The 15,962-nt window shown below is 67.3% G+C and carries 14 protein-coding genes; 4 read left to right on the forward strand and 10 right to left on the reverse strand.

Going from position 1 to position 15,962, the window contains the following annotated elements; genetic code table 11:
* The first annotated feature begins 82 nt into the window (after nt 1-82).
* Complete coding sequence (locus AWB72_RS09665; RefSeq protein ID WP_040052315.1) at nt 83-1,279, forward strand: M20 aminoacylase family protein; 1,197 nt, start codon at nt 83-85, stop codon at nt 1,277-1,279.
* 9 nt (nt 1,280-1,288) lie between these two features.
* Here AWB72_RS09665 and AWB72_RS09670 read toward each other — a convergent pair whose 3' ends face one another.
* The 10 genes from AWB72_RS09670 to AWB72_RS09710 form a co-directional block, all read right to left on the reverse strand.
* On the reverse strand, nt 1,289-2,830 hold the full coding sequence (locus tag AWB72_RS09670) for a methyl-accepting chemotaxis protein (protein ID WP_040052316.1): 1,542 nt from the start codon (nt 2,828-2,830) through the stop codon (nt 1,289-1,291).
* A 172-nt stretch (nt 2,831-3,002) separates the two neighbouring features.
* Nucleotides 3,003-3,152 (reverse strand): hypothetical protein, encoded by a 150-nt coding sequence (locus AWB72_RS29130; RefSeq protein ID WP_167550949.1) that lies wholly within the window; start codon nt 3,150-3,152, stop codon nt 3,003-3,005.
* Nucleotides 3,153-3,183: 31 nt separating this feature from the next.
* Nucleotides 3,184-3,789 carry a glycosyltransferase family 9 protein gene (locus AWB72_RS09675; RefSeq protein WP_040051996.1) on the reverse strand — a complete coding sequence of 202 codons (606 nt, stop codon included), beginning with the start codon at nt 3,787-3,789 and terminating at the stop codon, nt 3,184-3,186.
* A gap of 276 nt (nt 3,790-4,065) precedes the next feature.
* Complete coding sequence (locus AWB72_RS09680; RefSeq protein ID WP_040051997.1) at nt 4,066-4,560, reverse strand: hypothetical protein; 495 nt, start codon at nt 4,558-4,560, stop codon at nt 4,066-4,068.
* Nucleotides 4,561-4,705: 145 nt separating this feature from the next.
* Nucleotides 4,706-6,226 (reverse strand): UdgX family uracil-DNA binding protein, encoded by a 1,521-nt coding sequence (locus AWB72_RS09685; RefSeq protein WP_040051998.1) that lies wholly within the window; start codon nt 6,224-6,226, stop codon nt 4,706-4,708.
* 117 nt (nt 6,227-6,343) lie between these two features.
* Complete coding sequence (locus AWB72_RS09690; RefSeq protein ID WP_040052317.1) at nt 6,344-6,925, reverse strand: nucleotidyltransferase family protein; 582 nt, start codon at nt 6,923-6,925, stop codon at nt 6,344-6,346.
* Nucleotides 6,926-7,043: 118 nt separating this feature from the next.
* A complete protein-coding gene (locus AWB72_RS09695) occupies nt 7,044-9,266 on the reverse strand; it encodes a xanthine dehydrogenase family protein molybdopterin-binding subunit (RefSeq protein WP_040051999.1) in 2,223 nt (740 codons plus the stop codon).
* Nucleotides 9,263-10,252, reverse strand: coding sequence for an FAD binding domain-containing protein (locus tag AWB72_RS09700; RefSeq protein ID WP_040052000.1), 990 nt, complete (start codon nt 10,250-10,252; stop codon nt 9,263-9,265). The genes AWB72_RS09695 and AWB72_RS09700 overlap by 4 nt, the downstream gene beginning before the upstream one ends.
* A gap of 9 nt (nt 10,253-10,261) precedes the next feature.
* Nucleotides 10,262-10,957 (reverse strand): (2Fe-2S)-binding protein, encoded by a 696-nt coding sequence (locus AWB72_RS09705; protein WP_040052001.1) that lies wholly within the window; start codon nt 10,955-10,957, stop codon nt 10,262-10,264.
* A gap of 399 nt (nt 10,958-11,356) precedes the next feature.
* Nucleotides 11,357-12,676: a GNAT family N-acetyltransferase gene (locus tag AWB72_RS09710; protein ID WP_040052002.1), complete on the reverse strand. Its 1,320-nt coding sequence runs from the start codon at nt 12,674-12,676 to the stop codon at nt 11,357-11,359.
* Nucleotides 12,677-12,809: 133 nt separating this feature from the next.
* On the opposite strand from AWB72_RS09710, the gene AWB72_RS09715 reads away from it, so the two are divergent.
* The 3 genes from AWB72_RS09715 to AWB72_RS09725 all read left to right on the forward strand — a co-directional run bounded on the left by AWB72_RS09715 (nt 12,810) and on the right by AWB72_RS09725 (nt 15,923).
* Nucleotides 12,810-13,208, forward strand: coding sequence for a GFA family protein (locus tag AWB72_RS09715; protein WP_040052003.1), 399 nt, complete (start codon nt 12,810-12,812; stop codon nt 13,206-13,208).
* Nucleotides 13,205-14,113, forward strand: a complete 909-nt coding sequence (locus tag AWB72_RS09720; RefSeq protein ID WP_087128052.1) for a DUF72 domain-containing protein — start codon at nt 13,205-13,207, stop codon at nt 14,111-14,113. The genes AWB72_RS09715 and AWB72_RS09720 overlap by 4 nt, the downstream gene beginning before the upstream one ends.
* 208 nt (nt 14,114-14,321) lie before the next feature.
* Nucleotides 14,322-15,923 (forward strand): S53 family peptidase, encoded by a 1,602-nt coding sequence (locus AWB72_RS09725; protein ID WP_040052005.1) that lies wholly within the window; start codon nt 14,322-14,324, stop codon nt 15,921-15,923.
* Nucleotides 15,924-15,962 lie beyond the last annotated feature (39 nt).

A 15,962-nucleotide genomic window follows, 5' to 3' on the forward strand; every position in this document is an offset into this window, starting at 1 on the left:
CGGCGCGCGAGTGGAGGATCATGTGCGCCTTTTCACGCTGCGTCCGTTCGCCGCGTGGTCAATCAGCAAGGGCTTTTTTTCAATGACGACTGTTTCGTCCGCTTCCCGTTTCACCGAAATCGCCGATCTTTCCGACGACGCGCCCTCGCTGCGCGAGATTCGCCACGACATCCATCGTCATCCGGAGCTTTCGTACGAAGAGACGCGCACCGCCGCGCTCGTCGCGGAGAAGCTGGAGGAATGGGGCTGGCAAGTGACGCGCGGCGTCGGCGGGACGGGCGTCGTCGGCACGTTGAAGGCGGGCGAGGGCACGAAGCGCATCGGCTTGCGCGCGGACATGGATGCGCTGCCGATTATCGAGCAGACGGGCAAGCCGTACGCGAGCGCGACGCACGGCAAGATGCACGCGTGCGGCCACGACGGCCACACGACGATGCTGCTCGGCGCCGCGCGCCATCTCGCGCGCACGCGGCGGTTCAGCGGCACGGTGCATCTGTACTTTCAGCCGGCCGAAGAGCACGGCGTGCCGAGCGGCGCGCAGCGGATGATCGAAGAGGGCCTGTTCGAGCGCTTTCATTGCGATGCCGTGTTCGGCGTGCACAACCATCCCGGCGCGCAGCCCGGCACGTTCCTCTTCCGCAAGGGGCCGTTCATGGCGGCGGGCGATCAGGTGTCGATCGTGATCGAAGGCGTAGGCGGCCACGCGGCGCGGCCGCATCTTTCCGTCGATCCGGTCGTCGTCACGGCGAGCATCGTGATGGCGTTGCAAACCATCGTCGCGCGCAATGTCGATCCGGCGCAGCCCGCGGTCGTCACCGTCGGCTCGATGCACGCGGGCACGGTCAACAACGTCATTCCGAACCGCGCGACGCTCGAACTTTCGGTGCGCTCGTTCAGCCCGCAGGTGCGCGAACTGCTGAAGCGGCGCATCGGCGAACTGGTCGAATCGCAGGCGGCGAGTTACGGCGCGAAGGCGACGGTGTCGTATATGGAAGGCTATCCGGTCGTCGTCAATTCGGATGCCGAAACGGAATTCGCCGCCGAAGTGGCGCGCGAACTGGTCGGGGAAGAGAACGTCGTCGCGCACGCGGACCTGCTGATGGGCAGCGAGGATTTCGCGTTCATGCTGCAGGAGCGGCCGGGGACGTTCCTGCGCATCGGCAACGGCGCGGGCGAGGACGGCTGCATGGTCCACAACCCGCATTACGATTTCAACGACAAGAATCTGCCGGTCGGCGCGGCGTACTGGGCGCGCCTCGTCGAGCGATTCCTCGCGTGACCGGACGCGTCACGCCGGAAGCCTGAAACTCCCGATCGCCTCGCGCAGACCATCCACCTGATCCTTCAGCGAATGCGCGGCGGCGGCGGCCTCTTCGACGAGCGCCGCGTTCTGCTGCGTCACCTGATCCATTTCGACGACCGCGCGGTTCACCTGTTCGATGCCCGCGCTCTGCTCGCGCGACGCGTGGCTGATCTCGTCGAGAATTTCGTTCACGCGCCGCACCGATTGCACGATCTCGCCCATCGTCGCGCCCGCGTTCGAGACGAGCGATGCGCCTTCGTGCACCGTCTGCGTCGACGTTTCGATGAGCGCCTTGATCTCCTTCGCCGCCGTCGCCGATCGTTGCGCGAGGCTGCGCACTTCCGCCGCGACGACCGCGAAGCCGCGTCCCTGTTCGCCCGCGCGCGCCGCTTCGACGGCCGCGTTGAGCGCGAGGATGTTCGTCTGGAACGCAATGCCGTCGATCACGCCGATGATGTCGCCGATCTGCTGCGAGCTTTCGGTGATGCGCGTCATCGTGTGGATCACGTCGTCGACCACGCCGCTGCCGCGTGTCGCCACGTCGGCCGCCTGTTCCGCGAGCCGCGCCGCCTGCGCCGCGCTCTCGGCGTTGTGCTTCACGTTGACCGTCATCTCGTCCATGCTCGACGCCGTCTGCACGAGCGCCGCCGCCTGTTCCTCGGTGCGCTGCGACAGGTCGGTGTTGCCCGCCGCGATTTCCGACGCGCCCACGTTGATGTTTTCCGTGCCGTCCCGCACGCGCGAGACGGTTTGCACGAGGCCGCGCTGCATCGTCGAAAGCGCGTGGAGCAGGCTCGTGGTGTCGCCGGGGCGCACCTCGACGGTCGCCGTCAGATCGCCGCGCGCGATGCGATGCGCCGCGCCGACCGCCAGTTCCAGTTCGCCGCCGAGATGGCGCTTGATGCTGCGCAGGACGACGAGCATCGCCACGGTCGCCGCCGCGCCGAGCATCGCGGTGATCGCGAGCCAGCGCAGCGCGCTCGCGTAAAACGCGCTCTGCACGTCGTCCATGTACATGCCGGTCACGAGATACCAGTCCCACGGCGCGAAGCGCTGCGCATACGAGAGCTTCGCGACCGGCTTGTCGCTGCCCGGCTTCGACCACAGATAGTTGACGAAGCCGCCGCCCGGCTGATCGCCCGCCTTGACGATATCGACGAACAGCCGGTTGCCCGCCGGATCGGTGTACGCCGAAAGGTCCTGGCCGATCATCGCGGCTTTGATCGGGTGCATCACCATGGTGGGATGCGAATCGTTGATGGACAGATAGCCGTCCGTGCCGTAGCGGATCGCGCCTACGACTTCGAGCGCCTTTTTCCTCGCCTCGTCGTCCGTGAGCGTCTTGTTGGCGGCGAGCGCCGCGTAGTGCGAAACAATCGCATACGCCTCGCCGACGAGCGTTTTCAACTGCTCCTTGCGATCGTCGATCATCGACGTCCGGTTCTGCCACGCCCCGATCACGCCAATGGCGATCAGGCCGATCCACAGCACGGCAATCAGCGAGCCGAGCTTTTTGTTCAGGGTCATTCCGTTCATGTGTGCGCCCGCTCTCTTTCCGGTTCTTGCAAGGTCTCGAATCGTCTTTTCGACGATGCGACGGCGCGCGCCGCCGCATGCCTGCTTTACGGCGGGCGGGCGGCGGACTATAGGCGGGGATTACCCGATGCCCGCGGGCGCGGCGGCATCCGGAAAGCGGGCGTCAGAAGCGCCGGATCGGGTCCTTGTCGGGCGGCGCTTCCGGATGCTGCGGCTCGTCCGGACGATGCCCGGGCGAGGGGGGCGTGAGCGGATCGGCTTCGGGATCGCGGTTCGGGTCCGCGATCGGATCGGGGACGGGACTGGTCTGCATGTCGAATTTCATTTTGGCTCCCGAAAGAAAGTCAGAGCGCGTCGTGCGCAGCCGGCATGTGCAGCGTGAACGGCCGGCCGGGATGCGCGTGCTCCATGTCCGACAGTTCGGCGCGGGCGCGGCGCGTGATCGCATCGCTCGCGGTGTCGCGCGGATGTTCCTTCAACACGATATGCGGCGTGCCGAGCGCCCGCGCGACGGCCACGGGGGAAGGCGCGGCGGCGTCGTCGGAGAGCAGGAGCTGCGCATCCGCGATCAGGCGCGGCAGCGTGCGCGGTCCGACCGCGCCGGCCAGAAAGAGCGCTGCGGTCTGCATCGCGCCGAGCACGCCGGCGGTGCGCTCGGGATCGGGCGTATCGCCGATGATCGCGACCTGCCAGCCATCGGCGGCGAGCTGGTCGGCGACGTCGGCGTACCGGTCGGCCGGCCACGCGGGCGCGGCGTGATGGCTGCCGGGATGGATCAGCACCAGCCGCTCCCGTTCGATGCCGTGAAACGCGACGAGCTCGTCGTATTCGGCATCCGACAGCGCGTCGTCGGACGGCGAGCCGCCGGGCGAATCGGGGATCAGCGCCGGGGCGAGCGACAGTTCGGGGGACAGCGCGTCGGCTAGTTGGGAAAAGGGATTGGCTCGCATCCTGACTCCTGCAAATGGCGTGGCCTCGTGTTTCGACCGCGCATGACGGGCGCGCGGCGGGCGATGGGAGGCATTAGGTGCAGCACGCCTCGTGCCTATCAGGAATCGGTCTATCGGGGCCGGGTCACGTCATCTCATTGGTATTGAAGGTGGTGGGGCGGGGATCGTCAAGGCGCGCCTGTCGCGGCTTGTCGCGGCGAGTCGCAGCCGAAAAAAACCGCCGCCCTGCATGCAGGAGCGGCGGTTTTTATGAACGCCGGAAGTGAAACTTGGCGCTCAAGTCTCCGAGTGACCGTCCTCGGCGGGCAGCGTCTTGGGCGTGAAGGCTTCGGCGCGGCGGCGGATGCCATCGACTTCGCCGGTCACGAAAGTGCGGTTGTCGGCGGCGAGCGCCTGCTGATACGACGCGCCTTCCGGCACGCGATGCAGCAGCGCGCGAAGTTCGCCCTGCGTGGTCTGCTCGACGGGCTCGTAGTCGTAGAGCGCGAGCTGGAGTTCGGCGCGCTCGTGCAGCAGGAACAGGCACGACGCGAATACCGCGACGCCCAGCACTTCCTGCGCGCCGAAGCGGAACTCGTGCGGCACCGGCGAGAACGTGAGCCACGCGACTAAAGCCGCGCCGACGAGCGCCAGCGCGATGGTCGCGTTGAGCAGCCAGCCGGCGCGCGCGATGAGGCGCTCGCGTTCGCTATGCAATTGCCCGGCCGATTTCGGCACGAGCGCGGTCAGGGTGTGTTGCTGGCGAAGAACTTCGAGCGGCAAAGCGGCCATGAATATCGTCTCGACGAATAGGCGCCGGAAGGCGCGACATCGGTTCAACGCATGGCTTACACGATCGTTGACGAGCCTTTCGTTTTGTTGCTTCCTGTTTCCTCCTGTTGCATTCGCCGATGCCGATGCCGATGCCGGCACGCCGTCAGCGCGTGCGATCCTTCACGGGCGTGCGGACCGTGGCGGTGCCGTCGGCGATCTGCTGCGCGAACACGAGCGCCTCGACGATCGTCCCGAAGACTTCCTCGCGCACTTTTTCGTCGGTCAGGCGCAGCAAGTACGACGGATGATAGGTCGGCACGACAATGCGCCCCTTATGCTCGATCGTCTTGCCGAGATACTCCGACAGCGCCGTGCGATGCCCCGTCAGCGCCTTCAGCGCCGTCGCCCCGAGCGCGACGACCACCTTCGGCGCAATGCGCGTCAGCTCTTCGTCGAGCCAGTAGCGGCACGCCTCGCGCTCGCGCTGCGACGGCGTCACGAGCAACCGTTCCTTGTCGCCGCCGGCTTCCTGCGCCTGCTCGTCCCACTTGAAGTGCTTCACCGCGTTCGTCAGAAAAAGCGATTCGCGCGTCAACTGCGCCTCGCGGATGGCGTCGTCGAGCAGCTTGCCCGCCGCGCCGACGAACGGCGTGCCCTCGCGGTCTTCGCTGTCGCCCGGCTGCTCGCCGACCAGCATCACGCGCGCGTTGTCCGGCCCCGTGCCCGGCACCGCCTGCGTGGCGTTGCGCCAGAGCGAGCAGCGCTTGCACGCGTCGAGCGACGGCGGCGCCTTCAGCGACGTGCCCTTGAGCGGCTCCAGATCCGTATTGAGCGGGACTTCCATGTCGTCCGGCACGTTGCGCGGTTCGCGGTCGCGCCGCGTGTACGGGTCCGCGCGGGCAATCAGCGCGGGATCGGCGCGCTCGTTCGGCGGGCTCTTCCAGTAGCGCACCGGCATGTGCGACGCCATTTCGACGGCGTTTTCCAGCGCGGGCGCGAACGTGCTCTCGTAATAGGCGAGCCACAGCGCCTCGATGGCGTCGCCGCTGACTGCCTCGCCGCTCATGGAATCGGCGCTCTCGCCGAAGTCCATCGGCTTTTCTTCCGGCTCGCTCGTGCGGTCCACGCGCAGCAGCGCGCCGTCCCAGAAGGCCGCGCCGTGCGGCGTGGCGATCATCCACGTGGCGCTGCCCATGCGCGTGGCGAAGTGCATGGCGGCGTGTTCCAGCAGGTCGTGCACCGGCTCGCACCAGCTGATGAACTCCGGCGGCCCGAGCGACGCGTCCCGATGCCGGAAGCGCAGCGTCTTGCGCATCTTGCTTTCCTCTACCTGCACGGCTTCGATCATGCGATTCAGCCGATGCCCGTCCGCGTCTTCCGGCGATGCGACCGCGCGGTCGCCCTGCGTCCAGCGCCACAGCACCTTGTAGAGAAACGGCCAGCGGTCCCGCGCGCGGTAACACGCGGCCGTTTCGAGCATGGCCAGGAATTCGCGGGCGATCTTCACCGGCTTGGGCGCGTTCGGGTCCACCGGGCCGCACGGCGGGGCAATGGTGCCGAACACCGTGGCCGATGCAGCCGACTCGCGCCAGAGCACGTCTTCCGGCGCCACGCCCTCGGTGACGAGTGAGCGCGCGACGGTGCGCCATGCAGCGAACGATGGGTCGAGGATGACGCTTTTCATCGGAAACCGGAACCAGAAAAGGCTGAAAAGTACTGTATATCCATACAGTATTCTAGCGATGACTCCGGCTTCGCGGCAACTTTTCTGGGATGGTCGTGCCCTTTTGCCGCGACGGTTTTATTGCAGATCGGCTGGCAGATCGACGTCGCGCAGCACGTTGGGATCGTCGACATCGACGGCGAGCGGCTTCACGTTCGCGAAGAGGCCGCGCGCACCGGCGTCGCCGTCGAGCGAAACGAGCGCCTCGCGATGCGCCATGCCGAATCCCGCCGGATGCCCCCGCGAGCCGCGATAGAACGGCGCGACCAGTGCCGCGCCGCCGTCGAGCGCACGCGCGACAGCTTCGATCGTCGCGGGCTCGATCCACGGCATGTCGCCGAGCGCGACGATCCAGCCGTCCGCTTCGGATGTCGCGCGAACGGCGGCGGCGAGCGTCGCGCCCATGCCGCGCTCCGCGTCCACGCTGAAGATGACGCTGCAGCCGGCTTCGTTGAGCACGTCGGCCAGCTTTTCCGCGCCCGGCCGCACGACCGCGACGACTTCCGCCGCGACCGCGAGCAGCCGTCGCGCGGACTGAAACACGACCGGCGTGCCGTTGGGCAGCGGGGCGAGCAGCTTATTGCGCAGGCCGGACGGGTCGAAGCGGGTGCCGAGGCCCGCCGCCAGCAGGATGCCGGTCGCGTTCGACGAATAGGTCATCGCGCTGCTCGAGGGAAGAGGGAGAAGCCGATTGTGCAGCGCGTCGAAGACGGCGGCAAGCGCGCAAAAAATCACGCCGCCCGCGCGCATCGCACGGACGGCGCATCGTTGCCCGCGCTTACGCCATCGTCGGTCCCATCACCTTGTCGAGCGTGATCGGCAAGTCGCGCACGCGCACGCCCGTCGCGTGATAGACGGCGCTTCCGAGCGCGCCCGCCACGCCCGTGATGCCGATTTCGCCGATCCCGCGCGCGCCGAGCGGATTGATATGCGGGTCCGGCTGGCCGACGAACGAAATGTCCAGCAGGCCGATATCCGCGTTCACCGGCACGTGATACTCGGCGAGATTCGCGTTCGTGTAACGGCCGTAGCGCACGTCGAGTTCGCTCTTTTCCAGCAGCGCCGAGCCGACGCCCCACACGATGCCGCCCATCAACTGGCTATGCGCCGTCTTTTCGTTGAGGAGCGTTCCCACGTCGTAGACCGCGACGATGCGCGGCACGCGGATGACGCCGAGGTCGGCATCGACGTGCACTTCCGCGAACACCGCGCCGAACGAGTGAAACGAGTACTCCTTCTTCTCGTCGCCAGGGCGCGCGGTCGCGACCGCCTCGATCGGCCTGCCGCCGTTACGCGCGATGATGGCCGCGGCCGGATCGCGCTTGTCGGGCGTGGACACGCTCACGACCCAGCCGTTGCTCACGGTCACGTCCTCGCGCGGAAGGCCGGCGACGGGCGATCCGCGATCGGCGATGGCCATCGCGATGAGCTGATCGCGCGCCTGTTTCGCGGCTGCCTGCACCGCCGGCGACACGCTCGCCGCCGATTGCGAGCCGCCCGACACCGGCGCTTTCGGCAGCGACGAATCGCCGAGCGCGAAGCTCACGTAATCGAGCGGAAAGCCGAGCGCGTCGGCGGCGACCTGCGTCATGATCGTGTACGTGCCGGTGCCGAGATCCTGCGTGCCAGAGGCGACCATCGCGGTGCCGTCGGGCAGAATGCGCGCCACCGCCGACGCCTCGCTGCGATTGGCCGGATATGTCGCCGTCGCCATGCCCCAGCCGACGAGCGTATTGCCTTCGCGCATGGAACGCGGCGCCGCATTGCGCTTCGACCAGCCGAACTTCTCCGCGCCTTCCCGGTAGCAATCGACGAGCGCCTTGCTCGACCACGGCTTCTTTTCCTGCGGCTCCATGTTCGCGTAATTCTTGATGCGGAACGCGAGCGGGTCCATGCCGAGCCGGTACGCCATTTCGTCCATCGCCGATTCGAGCGCGAACGAGCCGCTCGTCTCGCCGGGCGCGCGCATGAAGGTCGGCGTGCCGACATCCAGCCTCACGAGCTTGTGCGATGTCGACTGATTCGGCACCGCGTACAGCATCCGCGTGAGGATGGCCGAGCTTTCCGTCCAGTCCTCGAACGTCGATGTCGTCGAGATGACGTCGTGGCGCATGCCGGTCATCGTGCCGTCGGCGCGCGCGCTCACCTGGATGCGCTGCTCGGTGAACGGCCGGTTGCCGACCATGCCGAACATCTGCGGGCGTTCGAGCACGAGCTTGACGGGCCGGCCGGTCTGCTTCGACGCCATCGCGGCGAGCACCACGTGCGACCACGCCGAGCCCTTGCAGCCGAAGCCGCCGCCGACGAACGGGCAGATCACGCGCACGTTGTCGTCCGGGATGCCGAAGAACTTCGCCACCGCGCTCTTCGCGCCGGAGACGCCTTGGGTCGCGTCGTAGAGCGTGAGCTTCGGGCCGTCCCAGCGGGCGAGCGTCGCGTGCGGCTCCATCGGGTTGTGATGCTCGTTGGGCGTCGTGTAGACGGCGTCGAGGCGCGTCGGCCCCTGGCGCAAGCCGGCTTCGACATCGCCGCGCTGCGTCGTGATCGCGCGGCCCATCATTTTTTCCGGCTGGTACGCGGACGCCCGGGCGCGCGCGAAATCCGCGTTGGGCGTCGTCGCTTCGTAGCGGATATCGACGAAACGCGCCGCGCCTTGCGCATGCTCCAGCGTATCCGCGACGACGACCGCCACCGGCTCGTTGCTGTAGCGCACTTCGTTCGTCTGCAGCAGCGTGAGCTTGCGCACGGCGGGCGGCTGCGCGTCGGGGACGCCGCCGTTCGGCAGGCGCATCGCGTTCTGGTACGTCATCACGAGCAGCACGCCGGGCATGGCTTGCGCGCGGCTCGTGTCGATGGATGCGATGCGCGCCTTCGCCACCGTGCTCGTGACGAGCACCGCGTGCGCGAGCTTCGATTCGCTGTTGTCGCCCGAATAGCGCGCCTGGCCGGTGACTTTCAGCACGCCGTCGGTGCGGTCGAGCGGTTGACCGATGACACTCATGCGGCACCTCCTGCCTGTTCGACGGCGCGTACGATCGCCCGCTGCGCGAGCGTCACCTTGAATGCGTTGTCGCGCTGCGGCTTCGCGCCCTGCACGGCGAGCGCGGCGGCGCTTTGCAGCGTCGCGCGGTCGAGCGTCTTGCCGATGAGCGCCGCTTCCGTCGCGTTCGCGCGCCACGGCTTGTGCGCGACGCCGCCGAGCGCGATGCGCGCGGTCTTCACCGTGTTGCCGTCCATCTGCAACGCCGCCGCGACCGAGACCAGCGCGAACGCATAGCTCGCGCGGTCGCGCACCTTCAGATACTTCGAGTGATCGGCGAAAAGCGGCGGCGGAAGATCGACCGCTGTGATCAGCTCGCCGGGTTTCAGCGTCGTATCGAGATCGGGCCGGTCGCCCGGCAGCCGATGAAACTCCGCGAACGGAATCGCGCGCTCGCCATCGCGGCCGCTCACGCGCACGACGGCATCGAGCGCGGCGAGCGCCACGCTCATGTCGGACGGATTCGTCGCGATGCACTGGTTGCTCGCGCCGAGAATCGCGTGAATGCGGGTGTTGCCTTCGAGCGCCGCGCATCCGCTGCCGGGATTGCGCTTGTTGCACTGGGGAAAGGCGGTGTCGTAGAAGTAATAGCAGCGCGTGCGTTGCATCAGATTGCCGCCGACCGTCGCCATGTTTCGCAATTGCGCCGATGCCCCCGCTAGAAACGCCTGCGACAAGAGCGGATAGCGCTCGCGCACCCACGTGTGATTGGCGGCGTCGCTGTTGCGCACGAGCGCGCCGATGCGCAGGCCGCCGTCCGGCAGCGTCGTGATGGTGTCGAGCCCGCCGATATGCGTGATATCGACGAGCTTCGCGGGCCGCGCGACGCCGCCCTTCATCAGGTCCAGCAGATTCGTTCCGCCGCCGATGTACACCGTGCCGGGATGGCTGCCCGCCTGAATCGCCGAGCCGATGTCGGCGGCGCGCTGATAGGAGATCGCGTCCATGTCGTCTCCTTAGCTGCGCGTCGAGGCGACGACTTTCACCGCCGCCACGATGTTCGGATACGCGCCGCAGCGGCAGATGTTGCCGCTCATGCGCTCGCGGATTTCGTCGTCGGAGAGTTGCGGCGGCCGGTAGCGCACGTCGGCGGTCGCGGCGCTCGCATCGCCCGCGCGGTATTCGTCGATGAGCGCCGTCGCCGAACACAACTGGCCCGGCGTGCAGTAGCCGCACTGGAACGCGTCCTTGTCGATGAACGCGCGTTGCATGGCGCTCAGCGTATCGGCGGCGGGCGCGAGACCTTCGACCGTCGTGACGGATTCGCCGTCGTGCATCACGGCGAGCGTCAGGCACGAATTGATGCGCTTGCCCGCGACGATCACCGTGCACGCGCCGCACTGGCCGCGATCGCAGCCTTTCTTCGTGCCGGTGAGACCGGCGTATTCGCGAAGGGCGTCGAGCAGGGTCGTGCGCGCTTCGACCTGCAGTTCATACGGATGACCGTTGATGGTCAGCTTGACGGGCATCGTCGGTGCGGCGGAAGGCGGCATCGGCGCGGCGGCGGGCGCGCCCGCGTTTGGTTGCTGCGCGTGGGCGAGCGGTGCGGCGGTCACGGCCGCTGCCGCTGCGGCCGATTGCAGGAAGCGCCTGCGCGACGGTTTTTGAGCCGCGTCGTCGAGGCCGGAAGAAGGCGTGTTGTCTGGGGACATGGCGAAAGAAGGCTCCTCGCTCGTTCGGAAGGGCGCCATGCGGCTCGGGTCTTGTGAGGCAGTCCGCATGCGGCCGATGCGACGTCGGTCCGCGATGCGCCGATGCCCGAGTCCGTGGGGCGCGGCGGGCGCGCGCGAGCGATGTTCGCCATCCGTAAGGCGACCGAACGTTCGCTGCGCGCGACCGCCAACCGCAGCAACTTGGATGCCAAGCGCGGTGCGATCGGCGCGGGAGCGGCGAGTTGAGCCGATTTACGCGAGTGTCATGGACGAAGCAAGTAAAAGCTGCATGAGTTCGTAAATTCGCGGTTCGCGGCGGCGCACGATGATTTCAATCGGCCTTCGATGCGCGGCTTCGCTTGATGGCAGCCGTGTCAGAAAGCACGCCGCTTGTCCACGTCACGCTTCGCTTTCCATGATCCTGTCGATCCATCGCGCGTTCTCGCCCGCCGATCCGATGCCCGCGTGCCGCGCCATCGGCACGAAGAAATGCGTGGCGATCGGCAGCTTCGAGCGTTCGAGCCAGCTCGTGAGATGCGCTTCGAGCCGCCGGCCCGGCGCCTTCAGTTCCTCGCGCAACACGGGAGGCAGCTTGTCGAAGTGGCGCATGTCGATCTGATACGGCTCGGGCGCGACGCATAGCGCGTTCGGGCGGCCATCGACATCGACGGGAAGACGCTCCAACGCCTGATGCAGCAGCGCGACGCCGAGCCCTTCGCCGCGCCACGGCTTGCGCACTTCCCACATGCTGATATAGATCACGCGATGCGTGCCGTACACGTCGCGCAGCCGCTCGTGCCCGAGCGCTTCCGTCGATGCCAGCGCGAGCGACAGCATCTCGCCCGAATAGGTGTCGAGCGTATAGACGAGGTCGGCGCTCTTCGTGAGGGGCGGCACCTTGACGAGCTTCAGTTCCACCGCCGCCGCGACGATATCGCTGCCCGCTTCGTGAAACACGGCGAACGCGGTGCCGAGACGCTCGTCGTCGACTTGCGGATACTCGTGGCGATACGTCATCGTGAAAAGAAACGGCCCGATCTTCTCGCGATACGCAAGCGGCCGGTCCACGTCGTAATCGTCGGTGCCGACGAGGCCGTAGGGATCGTAGTCGCGCTTCTCGCGGCGCTCGCCTTCGTCCATCGCGGAAGCCAGCGCCGCGAGCGGCCGGCGCGATTCCGGCACGAGGTCCTCCGGCAAGCCTTCCCAACTGAGGCGGAGAAATTCCCGCCCGCCGCGATAGTGCGCTTCGAACAGCGACACAAGCGGCTCGCCCGCGACCGGATCGAGAATGCGTTGCGCGCATTCCAGCGCGCGGTCGAGCAGTTGATCGGCTTCGGCGGGATCGGGCGCGAGCGGCGGCTCGTCGGCTTGCGGCGCGGCGGGCAGGCCGCGCGCCGCGCGTTCCTTGTGCGCGATGTCGAGCCACTCGTCGGCGGCGCGCTCGGCGATGAAACCCGCGGCGATGCGATATCCCGACAGCACGATCGACTGTCCGGTGTCGCCGAGCGGGAACACGTACTCGTCGGACATGGCTTCATCGACGCTCACGCCACGGAAGGTTTCGCGCGGCAAGGCGGCGTTCGCCGCCGTATCGAAACGCTGATGCGAAAGCACATGCGCGGCGAGATCGGACGCCGCGGGACCGAACTCGGAACCCGGTCCGGGAAGAAGCTTCAGAAGGGATAACGTGCTGCCGCCTGCGATGCCCGATGTTGTCATGAGTGCCGCCTCCGATCGTGATGGGCTATCGTAACAAACCGTGCGACGCCGCGAGAAGGCGTCTCGCGCTCGGGCGGTCGGGCGCGTGATGTGCTTCGCGCAGAAGACTTCGACTTCAATTGCGGAGAGCGCGATGAACACCGGATTCCACGAAGGCGGCTGCGCGTGCGGGGCGTTTCGTTTTCGCGCGAGCGGCGAGCCGCGACGCGTGTCGCTGTGTCACTGCATGACGTGTCGACGCGTGCACGGTTCCGCGTTCGGCGCGTATGCGATCTTCGCGCGCGAGAACGTGGAGATGAGCGGGCGGCTCGAAACCTGGCGCAGCTCCGAGGAAGGGCGGCGGCATTTCTGTCCGGTCTGCGGGTCGGTGGCGTACATGGAATACGCGAGCCACGCGGAAGTGGATTTGCCGCTCGGCGCATTCGACGAAACCGGCCTCTTCGAGCCCGCGTACGAATTGTGGTGCACGCACCGCGAGCCGTGGCTGCCCGCCGGGGTGCGCATGGAATATCCGGAAGACCGTCCGAAATGAGCGCGGCGGGCGGGCGCATTCGCATCGGCATTTCCGGCTGGCGGTATGCCGGCTGGCGCGGCGTGTTCTATCCGAAGAAACTCGCGCAGGCGCGCGAACTCGAATTCGCCTCGCGGGCGGTGCAGACGGTCGAAATCAACGGCTCGCATTACTCGCTGCAGACGCTGTCCAGCTATCGCGCGTGGCACGACGCGACGCCCGAGCACTTTGTCTTCAGCGTGAAGGGACCGCGCTATCTGACGCACATGCTGCGTTTTCGCGATGAAACCGCGCTGCCCGCCATCGCCAATTTCTTCGCTTCGGGCGTGCTCGCGCTCGGCGACAAGCTCGGGCCGTTCCTGTGGCAGTTTCCGCCGAACTTCAGCTTCAAGCCGGAGCCGTTCGAGCGATTCCTGCAGCTTTTGCCCAAGGACACCTACGCAGCCGCCGCGCTCGCCCAGCAGCACGACACGCGCGTGAAAGACCCGTGGTTCGAAGCGCCTCGCAAGCGCGCGCTGCGGCACGCGGTCGAGAGACGCCACGCGAGCTTTTGCACCGATGCCTTCGTGCGCCTCCTGCGCAAATATGGCGCGGCACTCGTCGTATCGGATTCGGTCATGGACTGGCCGTACGCCGAAGACCTGACTTCCGACTTCGTCTATATGCGGCTGCACGGCACGGAAACGCTCTACGGCGGCGCGTATTCCGATGATGCGCTCGACGGCTGGGCGCGGCGCATCGAGCGCTGGGCGGCGGGCGGACAGATCGACGACGCGCGGCTCATTTCGTCGACGGCGCCGCGTCGCCGGGCATCGCGCGACGTGTTCTGCTACTTCGACAACGACCAGAAAGTGAAAGCGCCTTTCGACGCCCGCCGCCTGATGGAACGCCTCGGCGTCGCGCCCGAAGGCGGCGCGCAACCGTGATCCGACCGGGACAGCAAATGTCCCGGCGACGTCGCATCCTTCACTTCACGGTCCAGGCGATTGCATCCATTGCAATCGCGCCAGGAAAATAAGACGATAAGCGGCGTGCTTCGCGCAACGATTATGCGTGGCGAAGTGCGCCGGATGCGCGGCGAGCGGCAGGATCGAGAACTTCCAAACTCCAAAGCCCACGAGGAGCATCGATACCATGACGAAGCAACCGGTCAGCGGCACCGACAAGATTCATCCCGAAGGCGCGAAGTGCATCGGCGCTTGCGATCCCGGCGAACAGATCGAAGTGGTCGTGATGTTGCGGCGCAAGGACGCCGAAGGCTTCCGGCAGATGATGGCGCGCATCGACGCGGGGGAAGCGCCCGCGCAATCCGTCTCGCGCGAGGAATTCGACAAGCGCTTCGGCGCATCCGATGAAGACGTCGAAAAGATCAAGCAATTCGCCGCGCAATATGGCCTCGCCGTCGTGCGCGCGGATCCGAGCACGCGCAGCGTCGTGCTCAAAGGCAGCATTGACGCATTCCAGAAGGCTTTCGATGTCAAGCTCGAACGCTTTCAGCATCACAACATCGGCGAGTATCGCGGGCGGACCGGGCCGGTCAACGTGCCCGACGACATCCACGACGCCGTCACCGCCGTGCTCGGCCTCGACAGCAAGCCGCAGGCGCGTCCGCATTTCCGCTTCCGTCCGCCGTTCAAGCCGTTGCGCGGCGTCACGCCGGCGTCGTTTTCACCGGTCGATCTCGCGCGCCTCTACGCCTTTCCCGACAGCGACGGCGCGGGCGAATGCATCGCGATCGTCGAACTGGGCGGCGGCTATCGCGACAGCGATCTGTCGGCCTACTTCTCGAAGCTCGGCGTGAAGGCGCCGAATGTCGTGGCCGTCAGCGTGGACAGCGCGAAGAACGCGCCGACCGGCAATCCGAACGGCCCGGACGGCGAAGTGACGCTCGATATCGAAATCGCCGGCGCGGTCGCGCCGGGTGCGCGCATCGCCGTGTACTTCGCGCCGAACAGCGACGCCGGTTTCGTCGATGCCGTCAATCGCGCGATCCACGACAACACGAACAAGCCGTCCGTCGTGTCGATCAGCTGGGGCGGCCCGGAGTCGAACTGGTCGTCGCAGTCCATCAGCGCGTTCAACGACGTGCTGCAAAGCGCGGCCGCGCTCGGCGTGACCGTGTGCGCGGCGTCGGGCGACAGCGGATCGTCGGACGGCGTCGGCGATGGCGCCGATCACGTCGATTTCCCGGCATCGAGCCCGTACGTGCTCGGCTGCGGCGGCACGAGCGTCACGGCCACGGCGCAGGGCATCACGCAGGAAGTGGTCTGGAACGACGGCGATCAGGGCGGCGCGGGCGGCGGCGGCGTGAGCGGCGTGTTCGCGCTGCCCGCGTGGCAGACGGGCTTGCAGGTGGCGCGCGCGGGCGGCCGGCAGACGCCGCTGGCGAAGCGCGGCGTGCCCGACGTGGCCGGCGACGCATCGCCGATCACCGGCTACGAAGTGCTGATCGACGGCGACGATACGGTCGTCGGCGGCACGAGCGCGGTCGCGCCGCTCTGGGCCGCGCTGATCGCGCGCATCAACGCGATCAACGGATCGCCGTCCGGCTTCGTCAATCCGAAGCTGTACAAGGCGGCGGCCGCGTTCCGCGACATCACGAAGGGCGACAACGGCAGCTTTGCGGCGGCGTCGGGATGGGACGCCTGCACGGGACTCGGCAGTCCGGACGGCGGGAAGATCGCCGCGGCGCTCGCGCCCGCCGCCGGTCATGCACGAGTCAAGGCAAGTCAGTGAACAACAACCACGACGACGATTCTGGAGCGACCACGATGA

Origin of the sequence: Caballeronia concitans, assembly GCF_001544615.1 — a bacterium.
Classification (GTDB): Bacteria; Pseudomonadota; Gammaproteobacteria; order Burkholderiales; family Burkholderiaceae; genus Caballeronia; species Caballeronia concitans.

What these genes read in the sequence shown, in the direction of transcription:
- AWB72_RS09695 (WP_040051999.1), bottom strand. Translation starts at nt 9,266, where the DNA reads ATGAGTGTCATCGGTCAACCGCTCGACCGCACCGACGGCGTGCTGAAA.
- AWB72_RS09690 (WP_040052317.1), bottom strand. Translation starts at nt 6,925, where the DNA reads ATGACCTATTCGTCGAACGCGACCGGCATCCTGCTGGCGGCGGGCCTC.
- AWB72_RS09705 (WP_040052001.1), bottom strand. Translation starts at nt 10,957, where the DNA reads ATGTCCCCAGACAACACGCCTTCTTCCGGCCTCGACGACGCGGCTCAA.
- AWB72_RS09710 (WP_040052002.1), bottom strand. Translation starts at nt 12,676, where the DNA reads ATGACAACATCGGGCATCGCAGGCGGCAGCACGTTATCCCTTCTGAAG.
- AWB72_RS09725 (WP_040052005.1), top strand. Translation starts at nt 14,322, where the DNA reads ATGACGAAGCAACCGGTCAGCGGCACCGACAAGATTCATCCCGAAGGC.
- AWB72_RS09700 (WP_040052000.1), bottom strand. Translation starts at nt 10,252, where the DNA reads ATGGACGCGATCTCCTATCAGCGCGCCGCCGACATCGGCTCGGCGATT.
- AWB72_RS09665 (WP_040052315.1), top strand. Translation starts at nt 83, where the DNA reads ATGACGACTGTTTCGTCCGCTTCCCGTTTCACCGAAATCGCCGATCTT.
- AWB72_RS09685 (WP_040051998.1), bottom strand. Translation starts at nt 6,226, where the DNA reads ATGAAAAGCGTCATCCTCGACCCATCGTTCGCTGCATGGCGCACCGTC.
- AWB72_RS09715 (WP_040052003.1), top strand. Translation starts at nt 12,810, where the DNA reads ATGAACACCGGATTCCACGAAGGCGGCTGCGCGTGCGGGGCGTTTCGT.
- AWB72_RS09670 (WP_040052316.1), bottom strand. Translation starts at nt 2,830, where the DNA reads ATGACCCTGAACAAAAAGCTCGGCTCGCTGATTGCCGTGCTGTGGATC.
- AWB72_RS09680 (WP_040051997.1), bottom strand. Translation starts at nt 4,560, where the DNA reads ATGGCCGCTTTGCCGCTCGAAGTTCTTCGCCAGCAACACACCCTGACC.
- AWB72_RS09675 (WP_040051996.1), bottom strand. Translation starts at nt 3,789, where the DNA reads ATGCGAGCCAATCCCTTTTCCCAACTAGCCGACGCGCTGTCCCCCGAA.
- AWB72_RS09720 (WP_087128052.1), top strand. Translation starts at nt 13,205, where the DNA reads ATGAGCGCGGCGGGCGGGCGCATTCGCATCGGCATTTCCGGCTGGCGG.
- AWB72_RS29130 (WP_167550949.1), bottom strand. Translation starts at nt 3,152, where the DNA reads ATGCAGACCAGTCCCGTCCCCGATCCGATCGCGGACCCGAACCGCGAT.